General features: G+C 69.1%; 27 protein-coding genes, 3 tRNA genes and 1 pseudogene. 10 read left to right on the forward strand and 21 right to left on the reverse strand.

Annotated elements, in window-relative coordinates; translation table 11 throughout:
* Window positions 1-97: 97 nt before the first annotated feature.
* Window positions 98-586 carry a YajQ family cyclic di-GMP-binding protein gene (locus OG524_RS21655; RefSeq protein WP_329040019.1) on the reverse strand — a complete coding sequence of 163 codons (489 nt, stop codon included), beginning with the start codon at window positions 584-586 and terminating at the stop codon, window positions 98-100.
* Window positions 587-751: 165 nt separating this feature from the next.
* On the opposite strand from OG524_RS21655, the gene OG524_RS21660 reads away from it, so the two are divergent.
* A tRNA-Tyr gene (locus tag OG524_RS21660) sits at window positions 752-833 on the forward strand.
* 133 nt (window positions 834-966) lie between these two features.
* On the opposite strand, the pseudogene OG524_RS21665 reads toward OG524_RS21660, so the two are convergent.
* The 15 genes and pseudogenes from OG524_RS21665 to OG524_RS21735 form a co-directional block, all read right to left on the reverse strand.
* Window positions 967-2,389: pseudogene (locus tag OG524_RS21665) on the reverse strand (tyrosine-type recombinase/integrase).
* A 72-nt stretch (window positions 2,390-2,461) separates the two neighbouring features.
* Complete coding sequence (locus OG524_RS21670; protein ID WP_359353251.1) at window positions 2,462-2,650, reverse strand: helix-turn-helix domain-containing protein; 189 nt, start codon at window positions 2,648-2,650, stop codon at window positions 2,462-2,464.
* Between the two features lie 168 nt (window positions 2,651-2,818).
* On the reverse strand, window positions 2,819-4,066 hold the full coding sequence (locus tag OG524_RS21675; protein WP_405811530.1) for a DUF3631 domain-containing protein: 1,248 nt from the start codon (window positions 4,064-4,066) through the stop codon (window positions 2,819-2,821).
* Entirely contained in the window at window positions 4,063-4,413 is a 351-nt protein-coding gene (locus tag OG524_RS21680) for a hypothetical protein (RefSeq protein ID WP_405811531.1), read from the reverse strand. Before OG524_RS21680 ends, OG524_RS21675 begins: the two co-directional genes overlap by 4 nt.
* On the reverse strand, window positions 4,410-5,312 hold the full coding sequence (locus OG524_RS21685; protein WP_405811532.1) for a bifunctional DNA primase/polymerase: 903 nt from the start codon (window positions 5,310-5,312) through the stop codon (window positions 4,410-4,412). Before OG524_RS21685 ends, OG524_RS21680 begins: the two co-directional genes overlap by 4 nt.
* 87 nt (window positions 5,313-5,399) lie before the next feature.
* Window positions 5,400-5,555: a hypothetical protein gene (locus OG524_RS21690; RefSeq protein ID WP_405811533.1), complete on the reverse strand. Its 156-nt coding sequence runs from the start codon at window positions 5,553-5,555 to the stop codon at window positions 5,400-5,402.
* Window positions 5,556-5,575: 20 nt separating this feature from the next.
* The gene (locus OG524_RS21695) at window positions 5,576-5,749 is read right to left on the reverse strand and encodes a hypothetical protein (RefSeq protein WP_405811534.1); all 174 of its coding nucleotides are present in this window, start codon (window positions 5,747-5,749) and stop codon (window positions 5,576-5,578) included.
* Window positions 5,750-5,763: 14 nt separating this feature from the next.
* A complete protein-coding gene (locus OG524_RS21700; RefSeq protein WP_405811535.1) occupies window positions 5,764-6,231 on the reverse strand; it encodes a hypothetical protein in 468 nt (155 codons plus the stop codon).
* A 211-nt stretch (window positions 6,232-6,442) separates the two neighbouring features.
* On the reverse strand, window positions 6,443-8,530 hold the full coding sequence (locus OG524_RS21705) for a hypothetical protein (protein WP_405811536.1): 2,088 nt from the start codon (window positions 8,528-8,530) through the stop codon (window positions 6,443-6,445).
* A 1-nt stretch (window position 8,531) separates the two neighbouring features.
* A complete protein-coding gene (locus OG524_RS21710; protein ID WP_405811537.1) occupies window positions 8,532-10,151 on the reverse strand; it encodes a hypothetical protein in 1,620 nt (539 codons plus the stop codon).
* Window positions 10,152-10,224: 73 nt separating this feature from the next.
* Complete coding sequence (locus OG524_RS21715) at window positions 10,225-10,563, reverse strand: RRQRL motif-containing zinc-binding protein (protein WP_405811538.1); 339 nt, start codon at window positions 10,561-10,563, stop codon at window positions 10,225-10,227.
* Window positions 10,560-11,564: a DUF2637 domain-containing protein gene (locus OG524_RS21720; RefSeq protein WP_405811539.1), complete on the reverse strand. Its 1,005-nt coding sequence runs from the start codon at window positions 11,562-11,564 to the stop codon at window positions 10,560-10,562. Before OG524_RS21720 ends, OG524_RS21715 begins: the two co-directional genes overlap by 4 nt.
* Window positions 11,561-11,848 carry a DUF6303 family protein gene (locus tag OG524_RS21725; protein WP_405811540.1) on the reverse strand — a complete coding sequence of 96 codons (288 nt, stop codon included), beginning with the start codon at window positions 11,846-11,848 and terminating at the stop codon, window positions 11,561-11,563. Before OG524_RS21725 ends, OG524_RS21720 begins: the two co-directional genes overlap by 4 nt.
* A complete protein-coding gene (locus tag OG524_RS21730; RefSeq protein WP_405811541.1) occupies window positions 11,845-12,153 on the reverse strand; it encodes a hypothetical protein in 309 nt (102 codons plus the stop codon). Before OG524_RS21730 ends, OG524_RS21725 begins: the two co-directional genes overlap by 4 nt.
* 117 nt (window positions 12,154-12,270) lie before the next feature.
* The gene (locus OG524_RS21735; RefSeq protein WP_405811542.1) at window positions 12,271-12,420 is read right to left on the reverse strand and encodes a hypothetical protein; all 150 of its coding nucleotides are present in this window, start codon (window positions 12,418-12,420) and stop codon (window positions 12,271-12,273) included.
* Window positions 12,421-12,853: 433 nt separating this feature from the next.
* Between OG524_RS21735 and OG524_RS21740 the strand changes: the two genes are divergently transcribed.
* Window positions 12,854-13,648: a GntR family transcriptional regulator gene (locus OG524_RS21740; protein ID WP_405811543.1), complete on the forward strand. Its 795-nt coding sequence runs from the start codon at window positions 12,854-12,856 to the stop codon at window positions 13,646-13,648.
* Window positions 13,645-14,295 carry a YdcF family protein gene (locus OG524_RS21745; RefSeq protein ID WP_405811544.1) on the forward strand — a complete coding sequence of 217 codons (651 nt, stop codon included), beginning with the start codon at window positions 13,645-13,647 and terminating at the stop codon, window positions 14,293-14,295. Before OG524_RS21740 ends, OG524_RS21745 begins: the two co-directional genes overlap by 4 nt.
* Before the next feature lie 628 nt (window positions 14,296-14,923).
* Here OG524_RS21745 and OG524_RS21750 read toward each other — a convergent pair.
* Complete coding sequence (locus OG524_RS21750) at window positions 14,924-15,862, reverse strand: hypothetical protein (RefSeq protein ID WP_405811545.1); 939 nt, start codon at window positions 15,860-15,862, stop codon at window positions 14,924-14,926.
* Window positions 15,863-16,149: 287 nt separating this feature from the next.
* Between OG524_RS21750 and OG524_RS21755 the strand changes: the two genes are divergently transcribed.
* A complete protein-coding gene (locus OG524_RS21755; protein ID WP_405811546.1) occupies window positions 16,150-16,812 on the forward strand; it encodes a DUF4145 domain-containing protein in 663 nt (220 codons plus the stop codon).
* Window positions 16,813-17,199: 387 nt separating this feature from the next.
* Here OG524_RS21755 and OG524_RS21760 read toward each other — a convergent pair whose 3' ends face one another.
* The 3 genes from OG524_RS21760 to OG524_RS21770 all read right to left on the reverse strand — a co-directional run bounded on the left by OG524_RS21760 (window position 17,200) and on the right by OG524_RS21770 (window position 19,993).
* Window positions 17,200-17,610, reverse strand: coding sequence for a hypothetical protein (locus OG524_RS21760; protein ID WP_405811547.1), 411 nt, complete (start codon window positions 17,608-17,610; stop codon window positions 17,200-17,202).
* A gap of 429 nt (window positions 17,611-18,039) precedes the next feature.
* The gene (locus OG524_RS21765; protein WP_405389166.1) at window positions 18,040-18,696 is read right to left on the reverse strand and encodes an SDR family oxidoreductase; all 657 of its coding nucleotides are present in this window, start codon (window positions 18,694-18,696) and stop codon (window positions 18,040-18,042) included.
* 34 nt (window positions 18,697-18,730) lie between these two features.
* Entirely contained in the window at window positions 18,731-19,993 is a 1,263-nt protein-coding gene (locus OG524_RS21770) for an amidohydrolase family protein (protein WP_405811548.1), read from the reverse strand.
* Between the two features lie 310 nt (window positions 19,994-20,303).
* Between OG524_RS21770 and OG524_RS21775 the strand changes: the two genes are divergently transcribed.
* The 6 genes from OG524_RS21775 to OG524_RS21800 all read left to right on the forward strand — a co-directional run bounded on the left by OG524_RS21775 (window position 20,304) and on the right by OG524_RS21800 (window position 22,942).
* A tRNA-Thr gene (locus OG524_RS21775) sits at window positions 20,304-20,376 on the forward strand.
* Window positions 20,377-20,421: 45 nt separating this feature from the next.
* Window positions 20,422-20,494: transfer RNA gene (locus tag OG524_RS21780), tRNA-Met, on the forward strand.
* Between the two features lie 88 nt (window positions 20,495-20,582).
* Entirely contained in the window at window positions 20,583-20,747 is a 165-nt protein-coding gene (gene rpmG, locus OG524_RS21785; protein WP_003956487.1) for a 50S ribosomal protein L33, read from the forward strand.
* Between the two features lie 106 nt (window positions 20,748-20,853).
* Window positions 20,854-21,306: a MaoC family dehydratase N-terminal domain-containing protein gene (locus OG524_RS21790; RefSeq protein WP_405811549.1), complete on the forward strand. Its 453-nt coding sequence runs from the start codon at window positions 20,854-20,856 to the stop codon at window positions 21,304-21,306.
* Complete coding sequence (locus OG524_RS21795; protein WP_405389163.1) at window positions 21,306-21,734, forward strand: MaoC family dehydratase; 429 nt, start codon at window positions 21,306-21,308, stop codon at window positions 21,732-21,734. Before OG524_RS21790 ends, OG524_RS21795 begins: the two co-directional genes overlap by 1 nt.
* A 152-nt stretch (window positions 21,735-21,886) precedes the next feature.
* Complete coding sequence (locus OG524_RS21800) at window positions 21,887-22,942, forward strand: UDP-N-acetylmuramate dehydrogenase (protein WP_405811550.1); 1,056 nt, start codon at window positions 21,887-21,889, stop codon at window positions 22,940-22,942.
* A 42-nt stretch (window positions 22,943-22,984) separates the two neighbouring features.
* Here the strand turns inward: OG524_RS21800 and OG524_RS21805 are convergent, their stop codons facing one another.
* Window positions 22,985-23,998 (reverse strand): adenosine deaminase, encoded by a 1,014-nt coding sequence (locus tag OG524_RS21805; protein WP_405389160.1) that lies wholly within the window; start codon window positions 23,996-23,998, stop codon window positions 22,985-22,987.
* Window positions 23,999-24,094: the final 96 nt, after the last annotated feature.

Consider the following 24,094-nt stretch of genomic DNA (forward strand, 5'->3'; position numbering starts at 1 on the left):
CGGCGGATTTCGGACATCGCATACGCGGACGGGGCGGGGTGCGCCGACCGGCACGCCCCACCCCGCCCGAGAACCGCCGCAGACAGCGGCGAACCGTCTACCGGTAGTTGGCGAACTGCACCGCGAAATCCAGGTCCTTGCCCTTGATCAGCGCCTGCACGGCCTGCAGGTCGTCCCGGCTCTTCGAGCTGACCCGCAGTTCGTCGCCCTGGACCAGTGCCTTGACACCCTTCGGGCCCTCATCGCGGATGATCTTCGCCACCTTCTTGGCGTTCTCCTGGGAGATGCCCTCCTCGATCGTGGCGAAGATCTTGTACTCCTTGCCGGACAGCTGCGGCTCGCCCGCGTCCAGCGACTTCAGGGAGATCCCGCGCTTGATCAGCTTGGACTGGAAGATGTCGAGGATCGCCTTGACCCGCTCCTCGCCGTTCGCCTCCATCAGGATCTTCTCGCCGGACCACGAGATCGAGGCACCCGTGCCCTTGAAGTCGTAGCGCTGGGAGATCTCCTTGGCGGCCTGGTTGAGGGCGTTGTCGACCTCCTGCCGCTCGACCTTCGAGACGATGTCGAAACTGGAGTCGGCCATGACGTGTGGCTCCTTGCGTCGTATGCGTTGGGTACGTCGCAAAGCCTAGCCACCCCCGCCCGCGCCGAGCACTGATCAATCAGGTGGCGTAGCACCCCCGGCCATCGGGTATCGTTTACGTCGTCGCCAAGGAGCCCGGAAGTCGAGCTTCGACGCGTCGTTCGAGGCGGTGTGCCCGAGTGGCCAAAGGGAGCAGACTGTAAATCTGCCGGCTCAGCCTACCCAGGTTCGAACCCTGGCGCCGCCACAGGACGGGAAACCCCGTCCGACCTGCTTAAACCACAGGTCGGGCGGGGTTTCTGCATGTGTGAAAGCGGGACCGCGGAGTGCGCCGATCGGCCCCCGTATCCCACGTTGTCTCACCCGAATCCCACCCCTGATCAGGGTGTGTCCCCCAGCCGTCCCCCGGGGGAGGCGCTGTCGCTACTCGGGCTCGTTCCATTCACGCAGCGCTGCGTCGATCCGATGGTTCGCGCGCTCTGTCGTCTGCGCCAGCACCTTCGCGTAGACCCGGAACAGAACCGCGATCGTGTGGCCGGCCCGCCGAGCACACTCCATAGGGTCGACCCCGGAACTGAGCCAGAAGGAAACCCCGGCGTGGCGAAGATCATATGGACGGCGAGCGAGGAGTGACCCGTGCTCCTGCTCCGTAAGCACGTCTTTCCGTGCCCGCGCCCAGACCTCTCCGTACCCGGTCTCCTGAAGCAGCCCGCCGCGGCTCGTACGGAACAGTCGGCCGTCCGGCGCGACGCCGTGCGTGGCGATGTGCTGACGGAGAAGCCGGACGAAGTGGGGCGGGATCGGTACGGGCCGGGAGTCCTTGACCGCCCGAGCCTTCAGGTGCCGCATCTCGTGCGCCTCCCCGTCGTTGGTCCAGTTCCGACCGGCCCGCACTGCCCCCTCGCGGAGCGTCAGTGCACCCCAGCCTGTCTCGGGGAGGTGGCACTGCGAGTCGCGAAGGGCGGTCGCTTCCGCCGGCCGCATGGCCGCGTAGTACAGGCACCCGAAGAACGCTTCGAGGTGCTCACCGCGGGGCCCCTGCTCGCGCACCCCCTTCAGGAGCGCGCGCGCCTGGCGCGGGTTGGCGACGCTCTGGGGATCGACCTCCTCGGCGGACTTCGGCGCGACCCACTTCACGGTCGTCAGCGGATTCACCGGCATGGTGAAGTACCGCTCTTCGACGGCCAGGCCCAGCACGTCGCTGAGGCAAGCACGCTTGCGCCGGGCGGTGCGAGGCGCTGCGGGCTTTCCGTCGATCTTCAGGCCCAGGGCGTTCAGCGCCAGACGGACGGTGGCCGCGTCTTCGAGCGCGGACACTGGCAAGGAGTTCTTGTCCAGCCACTTCAAGGCCTGCGCCACGTCCTCCGGCGGCTCCTCGTTCCACCGGTTGCGGTTGTACGCCCACCCGTACAGCGCTCGCCGGAGCAGCGCCGCATCCGGCTTCCCGGCGGCCGACTTCACGAGCGCCGGGGTGATGGTGGCCAGAGCATCCGCGTAGTTCTTGCGGGATTTGGCTGGTGCCGCTGCCCACTTACGGTCGACGTAGGCGCGGGTGTGCGCATACCAGGTGATCGACCCTTGGAGCGCTCGAAGTTCGGAGGTCGGCAGGCCCTTCTCCTCGTCGAACTGCTCACCGCGCCGGACGGCGGCCATCAGTTCCGAGCGACGGCCGTCAGCCTGGGCTTTGAGCTGGTAACTCTTGGAATGCTTGCGCTGTCCGGCCACCCACCGCACCCGGTAGGGCTTGGGGCGGTCCGGGCGCACCTCGATCGCGTAGAGGCGCACGTCGTACGTAAGGGGCATGACTCTCCAGGAACAGGCCGAGGGCCCGCCGGTCCGGCGGGCCCTCGGGTTTTCGAGCGGGGGAGTGGACGGTCAGGCGGCGGACGCTTCGAGGTCGCGCCACCATGCGTCGAGGTCGGCACGGCGCACGCGGAGCTGGCCGTTTGGGAGTTTGATGAGCTTGGGCGCCTTGCCGCGGGCGCGCATGCGGTAGAACGCTGCTCGGCTCATGGCGAGTTCGGCGAGGACTTCGGGGAGCTTGAGCATCTGCGGGCCGGCCATGGTGCGACTCCTCTTTGAGCGCGTGGGTCTCTTGGCTCTGGTGGATCCGCCACGTCCGCCACGCCGCCACACCGCAGGTCAGAGGCCTGTGTTTGTGGCGGATAGCGATTCTGTGGCGGATAGGTGCCGCCACACCCGGGGTGTGGCGGCACCTGACGGCGCTGGGTCTCAGCCCGCGACCGGGAAGAGCGGTGTGGCGGTTTCCGCAGACATGTGGCGGATGGCTGTGGCGGTATCCGCCACGGATTCACCCCCGCTGACCTGCGGTGTGGCGGACGTGGCGGACGTGGCGGATCCCTCCGGAGCGGGAGGGCAGTACCGGGTCCAGGCGTCCGTGAGGTCTTCCGCGTAGTAGCCCTTGGGGAAGCCGGACGGGGTACGGATGCCGCGCGGCTTGATGGGCTTGTTGGCGGGGGTGACGTACTGGGCCAACAGTCGGGCGAGGGTGCGGGAGGTGATCGGCTTGTCGTCCAGGTCCCCCCACGGGGCGTCGTCCATGGCGAGGAGGCCTTCCAGGACGACTGCGGTGGGCACGCGGTCCGCACCGCAGAACACACGGTCGCGGAGGTCGGTCAGCAGCCGCACACCGAGGGACGCCTCGTCGTTGTCGTGGGCGGCGTTGATCAGCTCCAGGCACGCGGTACGGGCCCGGGTGGGCCAGTCGCCGCCAGCGGCGTCGGCGACGGCGAGCAGGGGCTCCCACACGTCGGCCGGTCGGTCGGTGACCCCGTCGGGCATCTCGGGCCAGGCGTCCGCGACTTGGTCTCGGATGGTGTCGGCCCACGCCGCGAGCTGGTCGCGCAGTTCATGGCCCTGCTTCTCGTGGATGCGCTGCCGGTAGGGCTCCACCTTCTCGTTCGGGGCGCGCTTGCGCATACGGACGATGACCGAGCGGGTCAGCACCGTGTCCGGCAGCGAGCCGAGCCCAGCCATGGCGACCGCACAGTACGAACCGAAGACCTGCGCGTTCTGGTTGGAGCCCTCTCCCACGCACCGCAGAGCACCGCCGATGCGCCGGTACCCGGCGTTGAGGAATCCGCGCAGTGCCTCGTCCGCGCCTGCCTTCGGGCCGAAGATGGTGTCCACCTCGTCGAAGAGCACGGTGGGCAGCCCGGCGGCGGAGTCGACAAGCCGGTACAGGGCGTTCGCGGATGCCGAGACCGTGCTGACCGGTCGGGGAGTGAGGAGTTCCACGATCTCCAGCGCCCGGGACTTCCCCGACCCCGGCTCGGGCGAGAGGAACGCGATCCGAGGTGTCGTCTCGAAGCACTCCACCAGGTGCGCGTGAGCGTCCCACAGCGTGACGGCAACGTAGGCGGCCTCGGTGGGGAAGACGTTGAACCGGCGGTGGAAGGCTTCCACTTCGTTGAGGAGGGTGGCGCCGTCGAGGGGCGGTGTGTTTGGTGTCGCGCTCATACGGCGGCGCCTTCCTGATGGGTGCGGAGCGAGCAGAGGTCGCGATGGCGGGTGTGGTCTTCGACCAGGGCCAGGGCCTTGCGGTGGCCTGCGGCGAAGAGATTGCGTCCGCACGCGCAGACGCTGGTGGCGGTCGGGACCGCGCCGCGGGGTGCGGAGATGGTGAGCCAGGCGACGGGGTAGCGGCCGTCCCCGGCCTGCTGGTCAGGGCGAACAGCAGTGGGGACGCCTTCGGCGACGCCCTTCGGCGCACCACCACCGGCACTGGTCGGGGCCGGTTCGGCGAGGCCGGGGCCGGTGGGAGCGGAGGGCAGGCATTTCAGATGGGGATGTGGCCGGGGGCTCATGTCGTCTCCCGGGGCCGGCAGGTACGTAGCGACCAGTTCAGGACGCTGCGCAGAGTCGAGCGGCACTGGGATGCCGGGAGTCCAGCCGCCTCCCCCGCCCTCTGAAATGCCTCTTCCACCTCGTGCCGGGTGAGGTCGCCCCATCCCACGAAGCGGGCCACCTTCCGGGCGCTCTCGAAGAGCTGCGCCTCACGGCCGCCCTCCGTGGTGCCTGCCACGAGGGTCGTTTCCCGCTCCAGCGCAGTCTCAGCGGCCCGGTTGCCACGCTTCGGCAGGGACAGCTTCAGCGGCCCGGTGGGGCGCTCGACGGGCTTGAGAGCGTCAAGCAGCCATCCGGGCAGCGGCGCCACCGGGGCGGGGTCGAGCACGTCGTACGTACGCCCGTTGACGGTGCTGCCGGGGGCGACGACGTATCCGCCCCACGCTCGGGTGTCGATGGGGGGAGCGAGGGACCCGGCGGTGTTGCCGAGCCGGATGCTGTCCGGCGCGGTGAAGTACAGGTGCTCTCCACCACTCGCGGTTCGCACCCGGTAGGTGGTTGGGACGGCGTGTCCGGTGCGCTCGCAGAGCGCCTTGAAGGTTGTCACGCCGCAAGGCGTGTCCGCACTGCTGTTGGGCTTGGGCATGTCCAGGTCGACGACGACCAGCCCGGACGGGCCGGTCGCGATCCCGATGTTGAACCGGCCGGCCGACCAGGCCCGGTGGATGCGGTCGGGGTCGGTGGTGGCGCGCTGCTCCCACTTGCGGTGACCGGTAGTGCAGTCGCCGGTGCGGGGGCAGGATGTCTCACCGTGCAGGGCGGGCGGCTTGTCGCCAGGTCGTAAGGGGAACACCGCCCAGCCGCGGGCGACGGCATCGAGCGCTGCGGACAGCAGCGCGGAACGTGCTTCATGGGTCATGCTGGATGTCTCCAGTTCTGTGAAAGGTGCTGGCAGACGAGGGCGGCCCCAGATCATTGGCGTGAGAGGGGGCCGCCCTCGGCGTAGCTACTCGCAGGTGCAGTCAGGGAACTCGCTGCTGCCGTCTGCCCCGCATCCGCAGCAGTGCGGGTACGGGGGCGGGCCGGAGTCGTCGGCGGTGCCGCAGAGGTCGCAGTCGAGGTATTCGACGTGCTCGCCCGTGTCGAAGTCGGCGTCGGTCATGCGTGGTTCTCCATCTCGGGTCAGTTGTGGAAGCGGTTGGATGTGGGGTTGTGGTCGCACCAGTCCTCGGCGCACACCTTGTGGACCGGTTCGCGGTCGTGGCTGCGCATGGGGGTGGGTTTGCCGCAGAGCGCGCACGGCAGGTTCCGGGTGGCGTCGAAGTGGCGGGCGTTCCGCCAGTCCAGGAGCGGCACGACCGGCCCCCGGTTTAGTGGTGGTTGATGGTGCCGTTGGCCTTGCCGAACATCCCGGATGCGGTGATGTTCTGCGTGATGTGCGTCGTCCCCCGTCCGGTGTCGGCCGCGCTTCGGCTGAGCCGGAGGAGCATGGGGACGCCGATGGCTGCGGCGGCGATGAGGGCGACGGCGGCCCAGAGGGCTTGGCTCATGGCGATCAGTCCCGGGGCTGCGTAGGAGAGTCCGATACCGGCGGCGGCGACGCCCCCGCCGACCGTCGGCGCGAGGAGGGCGGTGGTCTTGGCCCAGGCCGGGATCGGCTGCGCGACCGGAACCGGCGGCGCGGGCGGGGCCTGCTGCGGGGTGTAGGCGAGCGTTCGGATGCCGCCGGGGAGAGTGACCATCTGGACTCCCGGGGGGATCTCGTGGGGCAGCATCGCGGGGTGTTGGGTGGGCTGCTGGGGGGTGAGGGTGGTGATCTCGTACGTGGGCTCATGCACGACGGGGCTCCTTCAGCAGCGCGGGGGACCACCCCTGAACGTCAAGGTGTGGTCCCCTGCGGCTTGTCGTGTCGCTTGTCGTCCGGCTTGTCGTGTGCCTTGTCGCTTGTCTTGTCTTGTCGCTTGTCGCCTTGCAGGTCACAAGCCGTTTCCGGCCCTCACAGAGCCACCCAGGGCTCTTCCCGGGCCGGTGGTGACAAGTGACAGGCGGTCAGTCCTCGGTGGGGTTGTCGGGGGCGTGCCGGGTGTGGACGTAGCGGGCTTTCGTGCCGGTGCCGACGCGGACGGCGGTGCCGTCCTCGGTCCATGTCTTGAGCCAGCCGACGACCGTCTGCCGGGTTGTGCCGTGCGCGTCGGTGAGCGCGCGGGCGATCGCCGACGCCCCGGTTCCGTCCGGGCCTGCGGCAAGGAGCAGGGTGAGGGCGGCCTGCCGGGCGGCGTTGTCCTCGTTCTGCAGCGCCGACAGGTTCAGCCCGCCCGGTGTCGGCTGCTCGGTGTTCGTACCGGGCTGGGAGAACGTCGCGAACTCGGCGTCGATCTGCTCCCGGAACTTCCGGGCCAACGCCTCCTCCGGCGACTCCTGACCCGTCCGCAGCGCGGACAGGTTCAGCCCGCCACCAGCCGTGGGCTGCTCGCCCGGTCCGGGGCCGGCGGTCGGGGTGTGGTTGGTGTCCCGCATCCACGCGGTGCGCTCCGGGTTCCATCGGTTCGCGTAGGCGTCGCCTGCGGCCTTGGCGGAAATGGCGTCGAGGGTGGGGTGCATGTCGGAGGTGGCGTGGACGATGTCGCGGATCTGGTTGGGCAGGATCCGCCAGTTCTTGAACAGGGCGGCTGCGGACTCCGGGGTGCCCATGTACCCGGCCCCCTTGTAGGGGGCCTGGTCCGGGCGGAGTCCGCGGGAGCCGGGGAAGACCTTGCTGAGGTCCATCCCTTCGACTTCCCCGCCGGTGAGGCAGACCCGGGCTTTGGCTTCGCGGCGGATCATCAGGTTCCCGAGGACGGACCCGGTGGCACCGAGGGCGGTGAGCACGGTCCGGGCGCCCATGGCTCGGAGCATCCGGATCACTTCGAGGATTTTCTTCGCGAGTTCCTTCATGCTCCGGTCGGTGCTGGTCAGGATCTCGGCGCCCTCGTCGACGACCAGCATGATCTGCGGGATCTTCGCGCTGATGGGGAGCTGGTCGGTGTTCCGCTCGGCCATGAGGTCCTGGTAGGCGACCTTGCGGCGCATCCCGACCGCCAGGGCCGCATCGAGCATGAGCACGGCTTCCTCGTAGGTGGAGGCGAGCCAGTCGATGCCCGGCTGCACTCCCTCGACCGGGGCCCCGTTGGTGTCGAGGGCGGGGCGGACCCAGGGCAGGCCGGCGGATCCGGCGTTCAGGTCGATGACCCAGGTCAGGACGTCGGTGGTGCGGGCGAACCCGGCCAGGATGACGTGCACCATGTTCGTCTTGCCGGACCCGGTGGGGCCGACGACCAGCGCGCACTGTTCGCGCAGGAACACGCAGATCTCTTCGGCGTTGGTGCGGTAGCCCCACGGGATACCGGTGTAGATCGACAACGGGCTGTAGTCCGACGGGTAGGTGCGTTCCTCGGAGAGCACGTTGACCGTGGTCACATCGATCAGGACCCGTCCCTGATCGATGCCCTGGGAGGCGACCGCGGTGCAGCCGTGCGGGAGTCGGGCGTCGGCGGACAGGGCGGCGGAGTGCTGGGCGATCCGGTCGTAGGTGGTTCCGCCGGCGGGGAGTTCGGCGTCGATGGTGAACCCGGTGCCGGTGGGCCAGATCTCTACCGCGAGGATCCGCAGGGTGAGGTTGCAGACCCGCTGGACCCGGTCCACCCACTCCGCGGCGATCGCCCTGCGTTCCGCGGACAGTTCGTGGGAGATCTGACGTTCATCGGCGGCGATGGCCTCCAACTCCCGCGCCTCCTCGTGCAGGAGAGTGGAGCGGGCGGCGGCCCCGATACCGACCCCGATCGTGGCCAGGGACCCGAGGGCGGCCCAGGTGAGGGGCCCGGTGGTCATGGTCCATGTCGTCCATCCGGCGCCGATGAGCCAGGAGGCGGAGCGCAGGGCGATGGTGCGGGCGGAGAGGCGTTCGCGCAGGCTGCTGATGGTGTGGCCGATCGCCCCGGCCGCACCGACCGTGAGGACCCAGCCCGCGGGCATGCCGGTGACTGCTCCGGTGGTGGCGACGGCAAGGCATCCGGTGGTGGCGGACAAGGCGCCGGTCACGGGTCCGTGACCGGCAGCCCAGTCCCACACCGGCCCCGAAGAGGCGGTGTTGGTGGTCATGTCAGACGTTCCATCCCTTCTCGGCCTCGGCCCCGTTGCGCGGGTCCTCGTGGCGGGCGATGTCCTGCTCGTGGGACTGGCGGAACAGCGGCCCCATGTCATCCGCGACCGCCACCGCCGACATGAGGGCACCGAAGATGTCGTTGAAGCCGTCCGCGACGGCCTTCTCCAGCGGGAACTCCGAGTCGGCCCGCTCGGCCAGGACCCGCATCACATTCGCCACGCTCGTGAGCGCGGCCGGGAGCCCTTCGACCATGGCCAGGATCTCCATGGCGTCCTCGGGGTCGTACTGACCGGCCGCGGACTCCATCTCCGCGGCGTACTCCTCGAACCGGAAACCAGACATGTTCTCTCCCTCACTCGCACAGATGATGGGTGCTGCTGCCGACGGCAGCCTCTTGGGCCGCTGCGCCGTGTCACTGATCCGGTCGGCACTCTCGGCCGCCTCCCGGTCGACGGCGGCCTCGTCCTCCTGCAGGGCGGCGCATATGGCGTCATCCCGGCGGGTGCGCTGTTCCTCGGCGGTGCAGGTCATCCGGGCGTACAGGCGACGGCCCGGGTACTGGAGCCAGGCCCAGCCGAGCCTCCGGCCCAGCGGGGTGGAGACCATCCCGACCAGTCCAAGAGCCCCAGCGAGCAGGGCGGCGAGCAGGCGGCGTCCCTGGAACCGGGCGGCGGAACGCCGCAGAGCCTTGCGGGCCGCCCTCCTGACCGGTGCCTTACGCACGTCGTCACGCAGGGCGTCAACCTGCCGGGCAGCCCGCCGGTCACGCGCCTGACGGCTGCGCTCGACAGCAGCCCCCCGAGCCGATCCGACCCGGCCCGCAGCCCTGCCCACGGACCGGCCGACCGGCCCCCGACCCGGCAAGGACGCCGACCGGGCCGCGCTCCTGGCACCCCGGCGAGCATCCGCCAGAGACCGCCGCGCCCCAGCCGTGTCAGACCGACGAGCGGCCCGCGACGGGGACGACTTGCGGGCCGACTCGCGCAGCGCCTTGACCTGCCCCGCACGACTCGGCGACTTGCCCGGGGCGGCCCCGGCGGATCCGCGCTTGCCGGGCGCAGCCGCGGCGGATCCGTGCTTGGCCGACGACTTCCCAGCGCGGCCCGGACTGTTCTTCGATCCGCTCGACTTGCCGGTGCCCAGGAGGGAACCGGCAGCGCCACGAACGGCCTTCCCTCGACCGCGACCTGCGCTCTTACCGGCGCCGACATTCCCGCTGCGAGCCTGGCCGGGCACCCGGCCGGCTCCGCCGTGACTGGCGGTCCGGCCAGCCGACCCGCTACCGGCCGAAGAGCGGGACGTGCGGCCAGCGGCCTTACGGGACTTCCTGTTGCCGCGGTGCTTGCGGGTCGCCGCCACGGTGCCGAGGACGACGGCGCCGGTGGCGGCGACGGCCAGAGCTGCCGGGCCGCCTACGAGCGCGGCGGCGGCGAGCAGGGAGGTGGTGGCGTTGGTGCCGGTCACCGCGAGCGGAACGACCGGCCAGCCGCCCGGGGTGTGCCCCACTTCCACCTCGGCCGCAGCTGCGGCCGAGGTGGGCTTGGGCTCAAGGGGCGGGATACGGGGCCCCGGGGTGGCCTCGGGGGCCACTACCGGGGTCATGGTGGTGTCGGTCATGCTGAGTGCACTCCTTTGTCGGAGTAGGGGCCCGGCCGGATCTGTGGTGGAGAGGGCCGGGCCCTGCTGGTTTTCAGGCGGCGCACTGTTCTTCGGGGAAGGCGCAGGTCACACACATGCCGAGCGAAGTCGGGATGCGATAACCGGCGTCCTGGCGGCAGTTCGGGCAGACCTGCTGAGCGGCATTCGCCTTGGCCAGTGCCGCCCACCGGGCCGGAGTCATCGACCGGACCGGCTTGGCCCGGTCAACGCGGTAGAGGTAGGCGACCAACGGGCCCCTGCGCCTCCGAGGACGTTCGAGCACAGCGGCGACGTCCTGCCCGCCCGGCCGCAGCCCCTGGGCACGAAGCTGCCGGAAGGTCGCGTAGCCGGGCGGTGCAAGGCGCCATCCGTAGACCGGCAGGGAGCTCACTGGCTCGCGCCCTCAAGCGCCCGGGTTGACGAGTCGTCGCGCAGTTCCTGGTAGCGGGTGGAGATCCATCCGACGGACCAGCCGGTCAGCTCGGCCGCAGCCCGCACCGCAAGTCCCGCTTCGAACGCGGCGCGGGCAGTTGCCCGGGCCCGCTCCTCGGACTGCTTCTCCGTGGCGGGGCCGGCCGCCAGGAGCGCGGCCCGTTCACGCTCGGCCCGCTCCTGCCGCTCAACCTCTGCACGGCGTTCACGCTCATCGTGCTCACGACGCTCCGCAGCACGGCGTGCGGTGGCCTCCCGTTCGAGGCGTTCACGCTCGACCTGCTGCTGTTCACGCTCGCGTTCACGGCGTTCACGAGTCTCCCGCTCGGCCCGCTCCCGGACCTCGGCCCGATCGCGCTCCTCACGCCGCGCCGCCTCCTCCCGCGCCGTCTGTTCACGGGCCAGCAACGCCTCATGGTCGCGCTGTTCACGCACCAACTGGGCGGCGTGCTCGCGTTCCTCACGCTCCCGCCGCTCAGCCGCCTCACGGCGCTGGGTGGCTGCCTGCTCGCGCTCTGCCTGCTCGGCTTTCTGCCGGGCTTCCTGAGCGGTCAGGGCGGCGGTGATGGCCTGCCGGTAGGCGAGACCAGTCTCCGCGGTGACGATGAGCAGGAGCGGGGCGACCGCGTGCACCGCCACGCCGACCAGCTCTTTCTTCAACGCGGAGTCGGCCACGTTCAGGGCCAGGGTCATGCACCCGGTCATCCACCGCAGCACGACCGGCCACCGGCCCCCGTGCCCACCCAGGCGGGCCAGGACGGCATCGAGGCGGACCACGATGACGACCGCGGCGTCTACGACCAGAGGCAGGATCGGGGCGGTCCACTTCCATCCGTCCGGTGTGTGGCGCTCCATGAGCGGGGTCACCGTGAGGATGGAGAAGAGCATCGCCCCGGCCACGATCAGCCACGTCCCGACGGACAGTGCCTTCTCCGCTGAACGGATCTGAACGCTGTTCACGGCATGCCCCCGTCCCGTGAACGCACCCGGATCGAAGCCAGCAGCCGCACCGGCGACGCGTCATCGCCGTGCGTCTCGCTGTACTCCGTCCACTCCCACTCGGCGCCGTCCGTGAACACGAACCCGAGCGCGGTGAGCGCCCGTGAACGCGCACCCACCGTCGGCACAACGGGCGTGGGACCGAAGTCATGCTCCGGCCACTGCGACCCCGGATCGTCCAGCAGAACGACGTACAGACGCCACCAGCCGCCACGGTTGGAACACTGCGCGGTGTACTCCGTCATGCGGCCACCGCCGAACCGGTGGTGGCACCCGTCGTGGCCGGACGGCGGACCCTGCGGCGCGGGCGCCGGCCGATGGGCTGCGTCTTCAGCGGCAGCGTCCGCAGCAGGCTCGCGGCGTAGGCCGCGGTCTCCGGGTCGCTCTCGCACAGGTCCGCCAGGACCTCGTGGGCGACGTCCAGCCGCGCTGCCCGCTCCAGAGCGGACTCCGTGGCCGAACCGGTGAACAGCTCCAGGTCGATGCCCAGAGCCAGCTCAATGAACTCAGTCGCGGTAACAGGCTCGCGACCAGCAACGATGGTCTTCATGGGTCGTGTTCTCCTTCGACGGTGGACGGCCCGAAGCGGCCCCGGTGTTCGAGCACCGGGGCCGCGCCGTCATGGGTGGGGCTGCCTGCCATGGCGGGCAGCCCGGAAGTGGGTGGGTCAGCCGCGCTTGCCGTGGGTGGTGTTCAGCTCGGCGACGGCGTTCTTGCACTTGCCGGAGCTGATCCGGTCGTAGACCTTCTGGCTCCGGGCGACGGCCTTGGGGGTGGTGAGGTCGGTCGACGTGCTCTTCGGCTGCTTGCCGGACATGCGAACTCCTCATGAGGTGGAAGGTGTGGACCCGGCCGGATATCCCGGCCCCGGCTCCCCTCAACCCCGCCCGTACGGCACCCAAAGAGGTCCGGACAGGCGGAGGAGGCAACCGGTCGCAGCGGTCATGGGCGCTGCGAAGTGGTTGATTAGCGCGGTTGAGCACACGGGACGGTGTCCCGTGCTGCCGCCTGCTGGGGGCACAGGAGAGGCGGCGAATCCTTGGCACGCTGTTCAGTTCTCAAAAAGCGGCCGCTTCCTTTGGACCCGTTTCACGGAGCCCTCCGGGCGGTGCGAGCAGACACGCAGATGAGACCCCAGGAGTTGTAGTCCTGGGACTGCGTGACCGCTAGTGAGACAATGCACCCACAGTCCCAGGACTGTCAACAGTCCTGGGACTGTGTTTGACTGGACAGGTCGAGAGGAGGCTGGAATGGCACCGAAGTGGCGGGAGCTCGCAGACACGCTGGCTGCTCGGATCAGGTCGGGCGAGTACGCCCCTGGTCAGCAGTTGCCGCACATCAGGGAGCTCGTCGAGGCTGGCGAGGGCTCAAAGTCCACGGTTCACGCGGCGTACAAGGCGCTGGAGGCCGAAGGGCTGGTCGCGTCATCGCGTGGGCACGGGACGGTAGTGCGTCAGCAGGCGCCGCTGAAGCGACTCGGCGTTGCGCGCTACGACAAGGCGAAGTGGCGCGACGGCGACCAGGTGGCGTTCATTGCCGACCGGGTAGCCACAGGCCGGGCCTATCGCCGGGGAGATCAGACGCAGACGGTCTCTCTCATCGAGGCGCCGTCGGTGGTAGCGGAGGCACACGGCGTACCGGTTGGTGCGGATGTCTACGCGCGAGCTCGCCTGGTGAAGGAGGGCGACCAGCCCACACACACCTTGACCAGCTACTACCGGCCCGAACACGTCGAAGGCACACGCATCGTGGACCCCACTCCGGGCCCCGCCGGCCGCGGCGGGGGATTCCGTGTTCTGTACGACGCGGGTTACGAGATCGACCACATGAAGGAGCAGCTGTTCGCGCGCGTCCCCACGTCGGACGAGGCGAAGCTCCTGCAGCTGGCCACCGGCGAATGGGTAGTCGAACTGCATCGAACCACGTTCACGGCCGACGACACAGTGGTGGAGTTCGCGATCGGCGTCCACGCGGCGTCCCGCTTTGCGTGGGAGTACGACTTCCAGGTGCCCGACTCGGCGCAGGACGGAAAGGTGAAGCAGTGATTTCGGAGCAGTCCTGGGCGGACGCACGGGTGTTGTGGGACTACCACCAGATGCACCACGAGCTGCGGCCGTGCTCGGTGGCGATCGGCCTGGGCAGCCACGACCTGGGCGTGGCCGATGCTGCGGCGGATCTCTACAAGCACGGCATGGCGCCGCTCATCGTCTTCACCGGGGCCACGAGCCCTACGACGCGGGAGCTCATGCCGCGTGGAGAGGCCGTGCACTACCGCGAGCGTGCACTGGAACTTGGGGTCCCCAGCTCCGCCATTCTCATAGAACCCAAGGCGAGAAACACTGGCGAGAACATCCGACTCTCGCGGAGCCTGCTCGAAGATGCCGGCGTGCACGTCGCATCGGTGCTGCTGATCAGTAAGCCGTACGAGGAACGGCGTGCCTACGCGACGGCGCGGAAGCTGTGGCCCGAGGTGGAGATCGTGAGCGCGTCCATGCCGATGACGTTCGACGACTACGTCGGCTCGATCGGGGATCCCCACCTGGTGGTCGACATGCTTGTTGGTTCCTTGCAACGGCTGCTGCTTTACCCGGCGCGGGGCTTCACGATTATTCAGCCGGTGCGGGATGAGGTCGCGGTGGCGTACAAACGTCTATGTTCAGAAGGTTTTACGAGCCGCCTCGTAGTCGAGTAGTGGCAGAAGCTAGCCTAGGATTCCTTGTGAAACCCGGGCTCGGCTGGCTGATCGCTATTCTCTATTACGAAACCGGAGGGCTGGCGCTCTGTCAGGCTCGATTGCATCTCGATCTGAGACGTTGAGTAGCATATTGAAGAGCCAGACGAGCCTGGCGGCCCTTGCTGCCCCGAAGAGAAGCAACGCTTCTACTAACCACCCCGTCATGCCAACAGATTTTGCGCGATCGAGGACTAGTAGTGTCAGGCATCCTGCGGACATAATGAGCATTCCGGTCAGGATGCTTGACCAGTTTTTGCGCAGACTTCGACCGAAGCGGATTCGAAGCTCTCGCATATCTCGACCGTGAGAGCTGGCATATTGGGCGATGGCGGCGGTACCAAATCCGCCAACTAGAGCCGAGATAGAAGCCGCGGTTGTGTAGACATCTTTTCTGCGATCCGCTGCCAAGCCGTGCGCAATGCTGGATCCTGGGGTCCAATGCGCAATAACGATATGGCCCCCCAGGGCCAGCGTCAATATCAACCAATCTATGGCCGGCCTCTCGCTCCATAGATCTTTGAGACGGCGTAGCGTTGGCCATCTAATCGACATAGCAGCCCCCCTGCCCTATAGGGTGCTGACTCTACTAGTGGGCACTGACAGCAGCCTGCAGGTCGGCTTGCTTGTCCCGCGCCACCTGCGTGATCGCTGCGATGTTCGCCTCATAGCGCGGTCGCACACTTGCCGAGTTGACCTCTACTCGGCATTTGGCCGTGATGTGGTGCTTGATGAAGTCCAGTGGCTCGTCATTCTCCTCGCCGTCTCCATCGGGCAAGGTCACTAGTGCCCGTGCGCGGTCGACACCTGTCGGCCCGTCTAGGTAGCCCAGTTCTGTCATCAGGGATTGAATGTCGCCTTGTAGTCGACGCTGCCCCCGCAGGCGGGCAACCGGCCCAGGCCCATCTCGTCGTGGAATCTCAATCTTGAGTGTGATCCTGTGATCTGGATAACGAGAATCACCTAGTCGTACAAAGCTTGAGAGGCCTTCCCCCTCGGGCGGCGCGATGGCCGGACTCGGGCGATAGCTGAATTCGAAGCTATGAACAGCGGATGCCTTTTCTAGTTTCTCCCACACGTTGTTGGCGATTACGGGCCATAAGGCGATTTCGTGATCGGCGATCTGGCATGAGTTTAGCCATCGCTGAATCGCTGATGCGCGCGGAGAGCCAGGCTTGCCTTGGAGGACGCCGATGATGTTGCCGTAGCTCAGAAATGAAACGGTAGTGGTATCGATTGTCCCTTTGTTGCCTTCGAGGCGAATATCCTCGATATGGCCGTGATCCAGATCGACAGTCTGGAGCTCGCTTGTGCCGATTCGGCCAACCAATAAATGAAGGTGGCCGTCACTCCGCACCGCTTGCCCGATAAAGCTGTCGCTCCGGTGAGTGCAAATCCTCTCTGCTACGGGAGTTCGTTCCAAGTTCTCCAGGAAGATCTGCCAATCTGAATGTTCCATGCGAGCGTTTACGGCATCTTTAGCGCGCACGATCTCGAAAAAGGCAACAGTGCCCAAGCGGGTAGCCATGGTTCCCCCCATGCTCGCCAGTCCTGACAGCGCAGAAGCGCCTAGGATCCCTCCAGTGATCGCGAGACGCAAGAGCAGGCCTGACTTGCAGTCAGGCGCGTGGTGCGCGTAGGCGCTCCACCTTGGCGGTGTAGCCCGTGGTGCTTCAAGCCCTCCTTGCGTGGGGTGGCGTGGCCGTGCGGAAAAATGAGCCGCCGACGCAACAGAGACGCCGTACGAGATTTTCATACCGGCTGTTCAGGCGATCGCTCAACAGGGCGTAGGCGCAACGGTTAGCGTGCGGTTCCATGAGCGACATAGTCAGCCGAGTCGGGGTCACCTTTCCACTGGTGTGTCCGCACTGCGAGAAGCCGACACTGGCCCTAGTTACCAGTGAGGCGCATGGGGGCGGTGAGGAAGAACCGCCGTATCTGTTGGAGATGGCCGAGTGTGGGCACTGCCACGACCCGTTCGTGATGGTCGAGGAGGACTTTGGTCGAGGGTGGGATGGAGAGCCGGCAGTCGTCTGGCCCATGCAGCAGCGACCCCTCAGTCTCCAAGTCCCTCAGGCCCTGCGTCACGAGCATGAGGAGGCGCGCCAGTGCTTTTCATCCAAGGCATACACGGCTGCTGCTGTGATGGTCCGACGCACTCTTGAGGGAGTTTGCCTCGACCAGGGCGTGGCCAGCTCAGGCGGTCGCCCCAAACCGTTGTTCAAAATGCTGGAGCAGATGAAGGACGAGGGGAAGATCGACGGGCAGCTCTTCGAGTGGTCACAGGAGTTGAGGGTCCTGGGCAACCAGGGCGCTCACTTCACCGGTACCTCTGTGAGTCGCGAGGATGCAGCTGACGGGCTGGCACTGGCTGAGGCTCTCCTTGACTACCTTTACGTTTTTTCAGCTCAGTTCACCGCCTTCAAGGCTCGGCGGGCAAAGGCCAAGGAAGACGTACGGGGCGCGTCTGCTGACTGAACCTCGCCAGTGACCAGTCGTAGGTGCGGGCGCCACTCCCAGTGAGGGCAGTGGCAACCGCCTCCCCCAGGCGTCCCCCAGGATGGTCGCGAGGCCATGAAGCCCGAGGTCAGAGGCAAGGTTGGTGGCCCTCTGTAAATCTGCCGGCTCAGCCTACCCAGGTTCGAACCCTGGCGCCGCCACAGGACGGGAAACCCCGTCCGACCTGCTTAACCGCAGATCGGGCGGGGTTTCTGCATGTGTGAAAGTGGGACTGCGCAGTGCGCCGATCGGCCCCCGAACCCCACGTCGCCCCACCAGCGACACAGCGGACGCGCAAGTGCCGGACGCTCCCAGGTCACGGTGGGGAGGGCCCGGCACTGCCCGGCTTCGGGGACGGTCAGCAATTCACTTCGGCTCGACCGGCGGGCAGGTGCCCGTGTCCTCTCCGGTGGAGTTGATTTCGGCGTTGGACCGGGGGTCGCCCGTGTAGTTGAGCTGGTCGGTGCACTTCACGGCGGACGGCGACTTCTGGACTGGCGGGCAGGTGCCCGTGTCCTTTCCGGTGGAGTTGATTTCGGCGTTGGACCGGGGGTCGCCCGTGTAGTTGAGCTGGTCGGTGCACTTCACCTCGGACTGGGCGGGTGTACCCGACGCCTTACTCTCCGCGGTGTCGGACCGGGGGGTGCTCGCGGCGGCCGTGGACGAGCTGCTCGCGGCCGCCGTGGATGAGGTACCCGAGGCAGAGGACGCGCTGTCGGCGCCGTCGCTGGTGCATGCCGTCAGCGCCAGGCCGAGGGCCACCGCGGCCATGGTCATTACCGAGATCTTCCGAGTGCGCATGCTGGTGTCTGCCCTCTGCGTGGGGCTGTCGCCCCTGGGGAGAGGGCGAGTGAGCTGGGCGGCTGGTCGTCCGGGTGGCTTTCAGTGCTCCAAGACGGTGGGTGAGGTTGCGCCCGTTGCCTCTTGATCGCGCTCAGGACACGTTCGTGACATGACAGTGGCCGCACCGTGCAGTCAGCCGCTTCGGGGTCTCGACGAGCAGCCCACGCCAACACGTTGACCGGATGACCGCCGATCAGGGAATTCCAGGTCACCTTCGGCTGCGCGGAGCCTGAGCGCGTTGTTCGGGTCCGGCGCGAGGTGCTGGGGGCATGTCGTACCGCCGCCACACGAACGAAGCCCCTGACCAGTACGTCTGGTCAGGGGCTTTCGCGTTTCCAGGGCCGGAAGGCGCCCCGCCGGAGGTCAGTTACCGGCCACGTCCTTCACCGCGACCGCCACGGGCACGCTTCCCGAGATCAGTTCCAGGGTCAGGCCCGCCGTCGCCGGGGTGTCCAGCAGCTCCAGCAGGACCGCCGCCACGTCGTCGCGCGGGACGGGGCCGCGGCCCGTCGAGGCCTGGAGCAGGACCTGGCCGGTGCCGGCGTCGTTCGTCAGCATGCCGGGACGCACGACCGTCCAGGCCAGGGCCGCCCGGGAGCGTACGTACGCGTCGGCTTCGCCCTTGGCGCGCAGGTACGCGTCGAAGACCTCGTTGCCCGGGTGTTCCGGGTCGGCGCCCATCGAGGAGACGACGATGTACCGGCGTACGCCCGCCTGTTCCGCCGCGTCGGCGAACAGCACGGCCGCGCCGCGGTCCACCGTGTCCTTGCGTTCCGTACCGCTGTTCGGGCCGGCACCGGCGGCGAAGACCGCCGCGTCCGCGCCGCGCAGCGCCTCGGCGGTCTCTTCCGTGGAGGCCGATTCGAGGTCGAGGACGAGGGGTTCGGCGCCTGCGGCCCGGAGGTCCTCGCTCTGCTGCGGGTTGCGGATGATGCCGACCGCCTCGTCGCCGCGGGCGGCGAGCAGCCGCTCCAGCCGCAGTGCGATCTGACCGTGTCCACCTGCGATGACAATGCGCATGCCTCCGACGGTACGCCGGAGCGCGCGCCCGCGCTCAAGGGCCGCTGCCCGGGCCGGAATCGGCGCGTCCCTGGCGGGGGAGGTCCAGGGCGGCCACGGCCTCGGAGTCGCAGTACTCCCGTACGGCGCTGGTCCGCGCGACCACCCGCCCCAGGTGCACCACGATCCTGCTGTACGCGAGGGAGAGGGCCCCGGCGAGCCCGTCGCCGCGTACGGCGAGGAGCTCGGCGGGGAAGCCGGCCTCGACGCGTACGTCGGGCAGGCCCATGACGGCCCGCGCGATGGTGGAGACGGCGTCGTAGGCGTGCCCGGGTTCGACCCCGCCCAGGGAGGCCAGGAGGTACGCGGCTTCCAGCGGGTCGCCGCGGCCCACGGGGTTGGAGGCGTCGCGCAGGGCCCCGCCGCCCGCCGCGACGCGCACCCCGGCGGCCCGCAGGAGGCGCACCGGAGGGGTGCCACGGAGACGTGCGCCGGAGCAGCCGCCCTGGGGGAGACAGATCACCGTCACGGCCGCGGCGGAGAGCTGGTCGGCGGCACGGGCTGCGGCGTCGCCGGGAAGCCGGGAGAGGCCCGCACAGGGGCCCAGGGAGACGCGGGGGCGGAGTCCGCCGGCCATGGCGGCCAGCCGGGCCAGCCGGGCGGGGTCGTCACCGTCCGTGTGGAGGTCGACGGGGCGGCCGTGTTCGGCGCCGAGGCCCAGGACCGTCTCCGCGTAGCCGGACGGGTCGGGGTCGAGGTCCGGACAGCCGCCGATGACGTCCGCGCCCATGTCCAGGGCGTCCCGGAGCACGGCGAGGCCCTCGGCCCCCGCCACACCGGTGAGCAGCCGGGGTGCGGCGACGGTGGTGACGTCGGTGAGCCCGCGCAGGGAGCGGCGGGCCCCGAGGACGGCTTCGAGCGAGGTGAGGCCCTGTACGTCTCCGACGCGTACGTGGGCGCGCAGGGCGGTGGCCCCGTGGCTGAGCTGGAGGAGGGCGGCCTCGGTCGCGCGCCGGCGGACGTCCTCGGGCCGGCGGGACGCGGGGCCCCCCATGGAGGCGGTGAGTGCCGTGTCGCCGTGCGCGTGGGGTTCGGCGGGTGCGGGGAGCAGCAGATAGCCGCGCAGGTCCAGGCGGGCGCCCCGGGTGGCGAGGCTGCCCACGGTGCCGACCGCCTCGATGCGCGGGCCGTCCATCCGTACGTCGACCGTGCGCCCGTCGGCCAGCCGGGCCCCGCTGAGCAGGAGCGGGGCCGGGCCGGCGGGGGCGTCCGGGCCGGCCCCGCCGTTGTCGGGCCGCCGCGGCCGGTTGTCGGGCATCGCGCTCCTGGAGGGGGTGCAAGATCACGTCACGCAGAGTGGGCCGAGCCTACGGGCGGGTCCGGGGCACCCGGCGGAGGAGCGGAATAGTCGTACGAATGTGGCCTTCCGGGACGTGCGGGAAGGGCGGGTCCCGGGGTGCCGGAGCAGGGGTTGCGCGGTGGTCCGGAGAGGTGGCGTACGGGCTGATCAAGGGCCTGATCAGGGGGTCGTGGCCGAGGTCCGCGGGGAGGCCGATCAAGGACCGGGGAGGGGGCGCGGAAACGGATTTGGGCGATCGGCGACAGAGCGTGTAATGTCTTCCTCGCTCGCCCCAATAGCTCAGTCGGTAGAGCGTCTCCATGGTAAGGAGAAGGTCTGCGGTTCGATTCCGCATTGGGGCTCTGGTGATCGGGTAACCCCGCTTCGGCGGGGAAGCTCGTCATCAAAGCGGTGTAGCTCAGTCGGTAGAGCAAGCGGCTCATAATCGCTGTGTCACCGGTTCAAGTCCGGTCACCGCTACTAACGGTAGCCGATTGTGGGGTCGGTCCTTCGATCGGCTACTCTTTTTTGCGTTCATCCGTCCATCGTCCGTCCAAGGAGCACTCACGTGGCTGCCACCGACGTCCGCCCGAAGATCACGCTGGCCTGCGTGGAGTGCAAGGAGCGGAACTACATCACCAAGAAGAACCGGCGTAACAACCCGGACCGTCTTGAGATGAAGAAGCACTGCCCGCGCTGCAACTCGCACACTGCGCACCGCGAAACGCGCTGAAAACAGGCTCGTACACGAGGCCGTCCCCACTGGGGGCGGCCTCGTGTCGTTGTATTGGGTGGTTCCTCGCCCTATTTCGACTTTTTCATCAGGAGGTAGCGGGCTCATGGCGCTCGACCAGTCCTTCGTGGGGCGGACCTATCCGCCCACCCCGGCGTACGAGGTCGGCCGGGAGAAGATCCGGGAGTTCGCGGAGGCGGTGGGTGACACCCATCCCGCCTATGTGGATCCGGAGGCCGCCAAGGCCCTGGGGCATTCGGACGTGATCGCTCCGCCCACGTTCGTCTTCTCGATCACATTCAAGGCGGCAGGTCAGGTGATCCAGGACCCGCAGCTGGGCCTGGACTACAGCCGTGTGGTGCACGGTGACCAGAAGTTCGCGTACACGCGTCCGGTCCGCGCGGGGGACCGGCTGACGGTCACCTCGACGATCGAGGCAGTCAAGTCGATGGCCGGAAACGACATCCTGGACATCCGCGGCGAGGTGCACGACGAGTCGGGCGAACACGTCGTGACCGCGTGGACGAAGCTGGTGGCGCGTGCCGCCGAGGAGGCGTGATGACGGCGAGTGTGGAGTACGGGGCGGTCGAGGTCGGCACGGAGCTGCCGGCGCAGTCGTTCCCGGTGACCCGGGCGACGCTGGTGCAGTACGCGGGCGCCTCGGGTGACTTCAACCCGATTCACTGGAACGAGAAGTTCGCACGTGAGGTCGGGCTGCCGGATGTGATCGCGCACGGCATGTTCACCATGGCCGAGGCGGTCAGGGTGGTCACGGACTGGGCCGGTGACCCGGGCGCGGTCGTCGAGTACGGCGTGCGGTTCACCAAGCCGGTCGTCGTACCGAACGACGACGCGGGTGCGGTGGTCGAGGTCAGCGGCAAGGTCGCCGCGAAGCTGGACGACAACCTGGTGCGGGTGGACCTGACGGCGACGAGCGACGGCAAGAAGGTGCTGGGCATGTCCCGCGCCGTGGTCCGGCTGGCCTGAGGTAAGGAGCCACGGGCAGGCCCCGGCCGCCCTCCAGGGGCGTCCCGGTGCCGGCCGACGGCCAGGTCGCTGCCTCCGCCTGACCCCCGCCGCACGCGTACGGTCCGTGGCCCCGCCCGAGCGGCGGGGCCACGGACCGTACTCTTGTCCCCGTGCAGGAACTCCACGATGCCCCCCTCGCTCCCCTGACCACCTTCCGGCTCGGCGGCCCCGCCGCCCGCCTCCTGACGGCCACCACCGACGCCGAGGTGATCGCCGCCGTGCGGGAGGCCGACACCAGCGGCACCCCGCTCCTGATCATCGGCGGCGGCTCCAACCTGGTCATCGGGGACAAGGGCTTCGACGGAACAGCCCTGCGCATCGCCACCGAGGGCTTCGAGCTCTCCGGTACGACGCTGGAACTGGCGGCCGGCGAGCCGTGGAGCGACGCCGTGGCCCGTACGGTCGAGGCGGGCCTGGCAGGCATCGAGTGCCTCGCCGGAATTCCCGGATCGGCGGGGGCGACCCCCATCCAGAACGTCGGTGCGTACGGACAGGAGGTGTCCTCCGTCATCACCGAGGTCGTCGCCTACGACCGGTGTTTCGACGAGACGGTCACCATCCCGAACGACGCGTGCGCCTTCTCGTACCGGCACAGCCGCTTCAAGGCGGAGCCCGACCGGTTCGTGGTGCTCCGTGTCCGCTTCGGGCTGGAGGACGCGGGCGGGCTGTCCGCACCGCTCCGCTACCCCGAGACGGCCCGCTCCATGGGCGTCGGACAGGGCGACCGCGTCCCGGTCGCCGCCGCCCGCGAGACCGTCCTGCGGCTGAGGGCCGGCAAGGGCATGGTGCTCGACCCGGAGGACCACGACACCTGGTCGGCGGGGTCCTTCTTCACCAACCCGATCCTCGACGAGGCGGAGCACACCGCCTTCCTCGCCCGCGTCAAGGACCGCCTCGGCGAGGACACCGCGCCCCCGGCCTTCCCCGCCGGAGAGGGCCTCACGAAGACGTCCGCCGCCTGGCTCATCGACAGGGCGGGCTTCACCAAGGGGTACGGCACGGGCCCGGCCCGCATCTCCACCAAGCACACGCTCGCCCTGACCAACCGCGGCGGAGCGACCACCGAGGACCTGCTGGCCCTGGCCCGCGAGGTCGTCGACGGCGTCCACGAGGCCTTCGGCGTCACGCTCGTCAACGAACCGGTGACGGTCGGCGTCAGCCTCTGACGGGACAGCGGAACCGGGACAGCGGGCGCGCCGAGCCGCTCCTCAGCCCGCGAGCCACGCGTCGATGCCGCCCAGCAGCCTCTCCCGTACGTCGACGGGCGCCACCGACCCGCGCACGGACTGCCTCGCCAGCTCGGCCAGCTCCTCGTCGGTGAACGCGTGATGACGCCGTACGAGGTCGTACTGGGCGGCCAGCCGCGAGCCGAAGAGCAGCGGGTCGTCCGCACCGAGCGCCATCGGGACCCCCGCGTCGAACAAAGTGCGCAGGGGTACGTCGGCGGGCTTCTCGTAGACGCCGAGCGCCACGTTGGACGCGGGGCAGACCTCGCAGGTCACCCTCCGCTCCGCGAGCTTGCGCAGCAGCCTCGGGTCCTCCGCCGCCCGTACGCCGTGCCCGATCCGGCCCGCGCCCAGGTCGTCCAGGCAGTCCCGGACGCTGGAGGGGCCGGCGAGCTCGCCGCCGTGCGGGGCCGCGAACAGGCCGCCCTCGCGGGCGATGGCGAAGGCCCGGTCGAAGTCGCGGGCCATGCCGCGGCGCTCGTCGTTGGACAGCCCGAAGCCGACGACCCCGCGGTCCGCGTACCGCACGGCCAGCCGGGCCAGCGTCCGGGCGTCCAGCGGGTGCTTCATCCGGTTCGCCGCGATCACGACCCGCATCCCGAGCCCGGTCTCGCGCGCCGCGCTGTCCACGGCGTCCAGGATGATCTCGATGGCCGGGATCAGCCCGCCGAGCAGCGGGGCGTACGAGGTGGGGTCGACCTGGATCTCCAGCCACCCGGAGCCGTCCGCGACGTCCTCCATGGCGGTCTCGCGCACGAGCCGCTGGATGTCCTCCGGCGAGCGGAGGCAGGACCGGGCGATGTCGTAGAGGCGCTGGAAGCGGAACCAGCCGCGTTCGTCGGTGGCCCGCAGCTGGGGCGGCTCACCGCCGGTCAGCGCCTCGGGCAGCCGGACCCCGTATTTGTCCGCGAGTTCGAGCAGGGTCGTGGGCCGCATCGACCCGGTGAAGTGCAGGTGCAGGTGGGCCTTGGGCAACAGCCGTACGTCACGCTCCATTGAAGGATCTTGCCGCATGCGGGGCGTGTAGCGGTAGCCGGTTCTCCCCCTGAGTTACCTCTCGAACAAAGAAGTGGCCCCCGGCCGGAGCCGGGG

It is taken from the genome of Streptomyces sp. NBC_01520, from assembly GCF_045040375.1.
Classification (GTDB): Bacteria; Actinomycetota; Actinomycetes; order Streptomycetales; family Streptomycetaceae; genus Streptomyces.

What these genes read in the sequence shown, in the direction of transcription:
- OG524_RS21765 (WP_405389166.1), bottom strand. Translation starts at nt 18,696, where the DNA reads ATGCGCATTGTCATCGCAGGTGGACACGGTCAGATCGCACTGCGGCTG.
- OG524_RS21790 (WP_405811549.1), top strand. Translation starts at nt 20,854, where the DNA reads ATGGCGCTCGACCAGTCCTTCGTGGGGCGGACCTATCCGCCCACCCCG.
- OG524_RS21805 (WP_405389160.1), bottom strand. Translation starts at nt 23,998, where the DNA reads ATGGAGCGTGACGTACGGCTGTTGCCCAAGGCCCACCTGCACCTGCAC.
- OG524_RS21670 (WP_359353251.1), bottom strand. Translation starts at nt 2,650, where the DNA reads ATGGCCGGCCCGCAGATGCTCAAGCTCCCCGAAGTCCTCGCCGAACTC.
- OG524_RS21655 (WP_329040019.1), bottom strand. Translation starts at nt 586, where the DNA reads ATGGCCGACTCCAGTTTCGACATCGTCTCGAAGGTCGAGCGGCAGGAG.
- OG524_RS21690 (WP_405811533.1), bottom strand. Translation starts at nt 5,555, where the DNA reads ATGACCGACGCCGACTTCGACACGGGCGAGCACGTCGAATACCTCGAC.
- OG524_RS21750 (WP_405811545.1), bottom strand. Translation starts at nt 15,862, where the DNA reads ATGGCTACCCGCTTGGGCACTGTTGCCTTTTTCGAGATCGTGCGCGCT.
- OG524_RS21685 (WP_405811532.1), bottom strand. Translation starts at nt 5,312, where the DNA reads ATGACCCATGAAGCACGTTCCGCGCTGCTGTCCGCAGCGCTCGATGCC.
- OG524_RS21760 (WP_405811547.1), bottom strand. Translation starts at nt 17,610, where the DNA reads ATGACCATGGCCGCGGTGGCCCTCGGCCTGGCGCTGACGGCATGCACC.
- OG524_RS21680 (WP_405811531.1), bottom strand. Translation starts at nt 4,413, where the DNA reads ATGAGCCCCCGGCCACATCCCCATCTGAAATGCCTGCCCTCCGCTCCC.
- OG524_RS21705 (WP_405811536.1), bottom strand. Translation starts at nt 8,530, where the DNA reads ATGACCACCAACACCGCCTCTTCGGGGCCGGTGTGGGACTGGGCTGCC.
- OG524_RS21735 (WP_405811542.1), bottom strand. Translation starts at nt 12,420, where the DNA reads ATGTCCGGCAAGCAGCCGAAGAGCACGTCGACCGACCTCACCACCCCC.
- OG524_RS21710 (WP_405811537.1), bottom strand. Translation starts at nt 10,151, where the DNA reads ATGACCGACACCACCATGACCCCGGTAGTGGCCCCCGAGGCCACCCCG.
- OG524_RS21770 (WP_405811548.1), bottom strand. Translation starts at nt 19,993, where the DNA reads ATGCCCGACAACCGGCCGCGGCGGCCCGACAACGGCGGGGCCGGCCCG.
- OG524_RS21795 (WP_405389163.1), top strand. Translation starts at nt 21,306, where the DNA reads ATGACGGCGAGTGTGGAGTACGGGGCGGTCGAGGTCGGCACGGAGCTG.
- OG524_RS21730 (WP_405811541.1), bottom strand. Translation starts at nt 12,153, where the DNA reads ATGAAGACCATCGTTGCTGGTCGCGAGCCTGTTACCGCGACTGAGTTC.
- OG524_RS21755 (WP_405811546.1), top strand. Translation starts at nt 16,150, where the DNA reads ATGAGCGACATAGTCAGCCGAGTCGGGGTCACCTTTCCACTGGTGTGT.
- OG524_RS21725 (WP_405811540.1), bottom strand. Translation starts at nt 11,848, where the DNA reads ATGACGGAGTACACCGCGCAGTGTTCCAACCGTGGCGGCTGGTGGCGT.
- OG524_RS21740 (WP_405811543.1), top strand. Translation starts at nt 12,854, where the DNA reads ATGGCACCGAAGTGGCGGGAGCTCGCAGACACGCTGGCTGCTCGGATC.
- OG524_RS21675 (WP_405811530.1), bottom strand. Translation starts at nt 4,066, where the DNA reads ATGAGCGCGACACCAAACACACCGCCCCTCGACGGCGCCACCCTCCTC.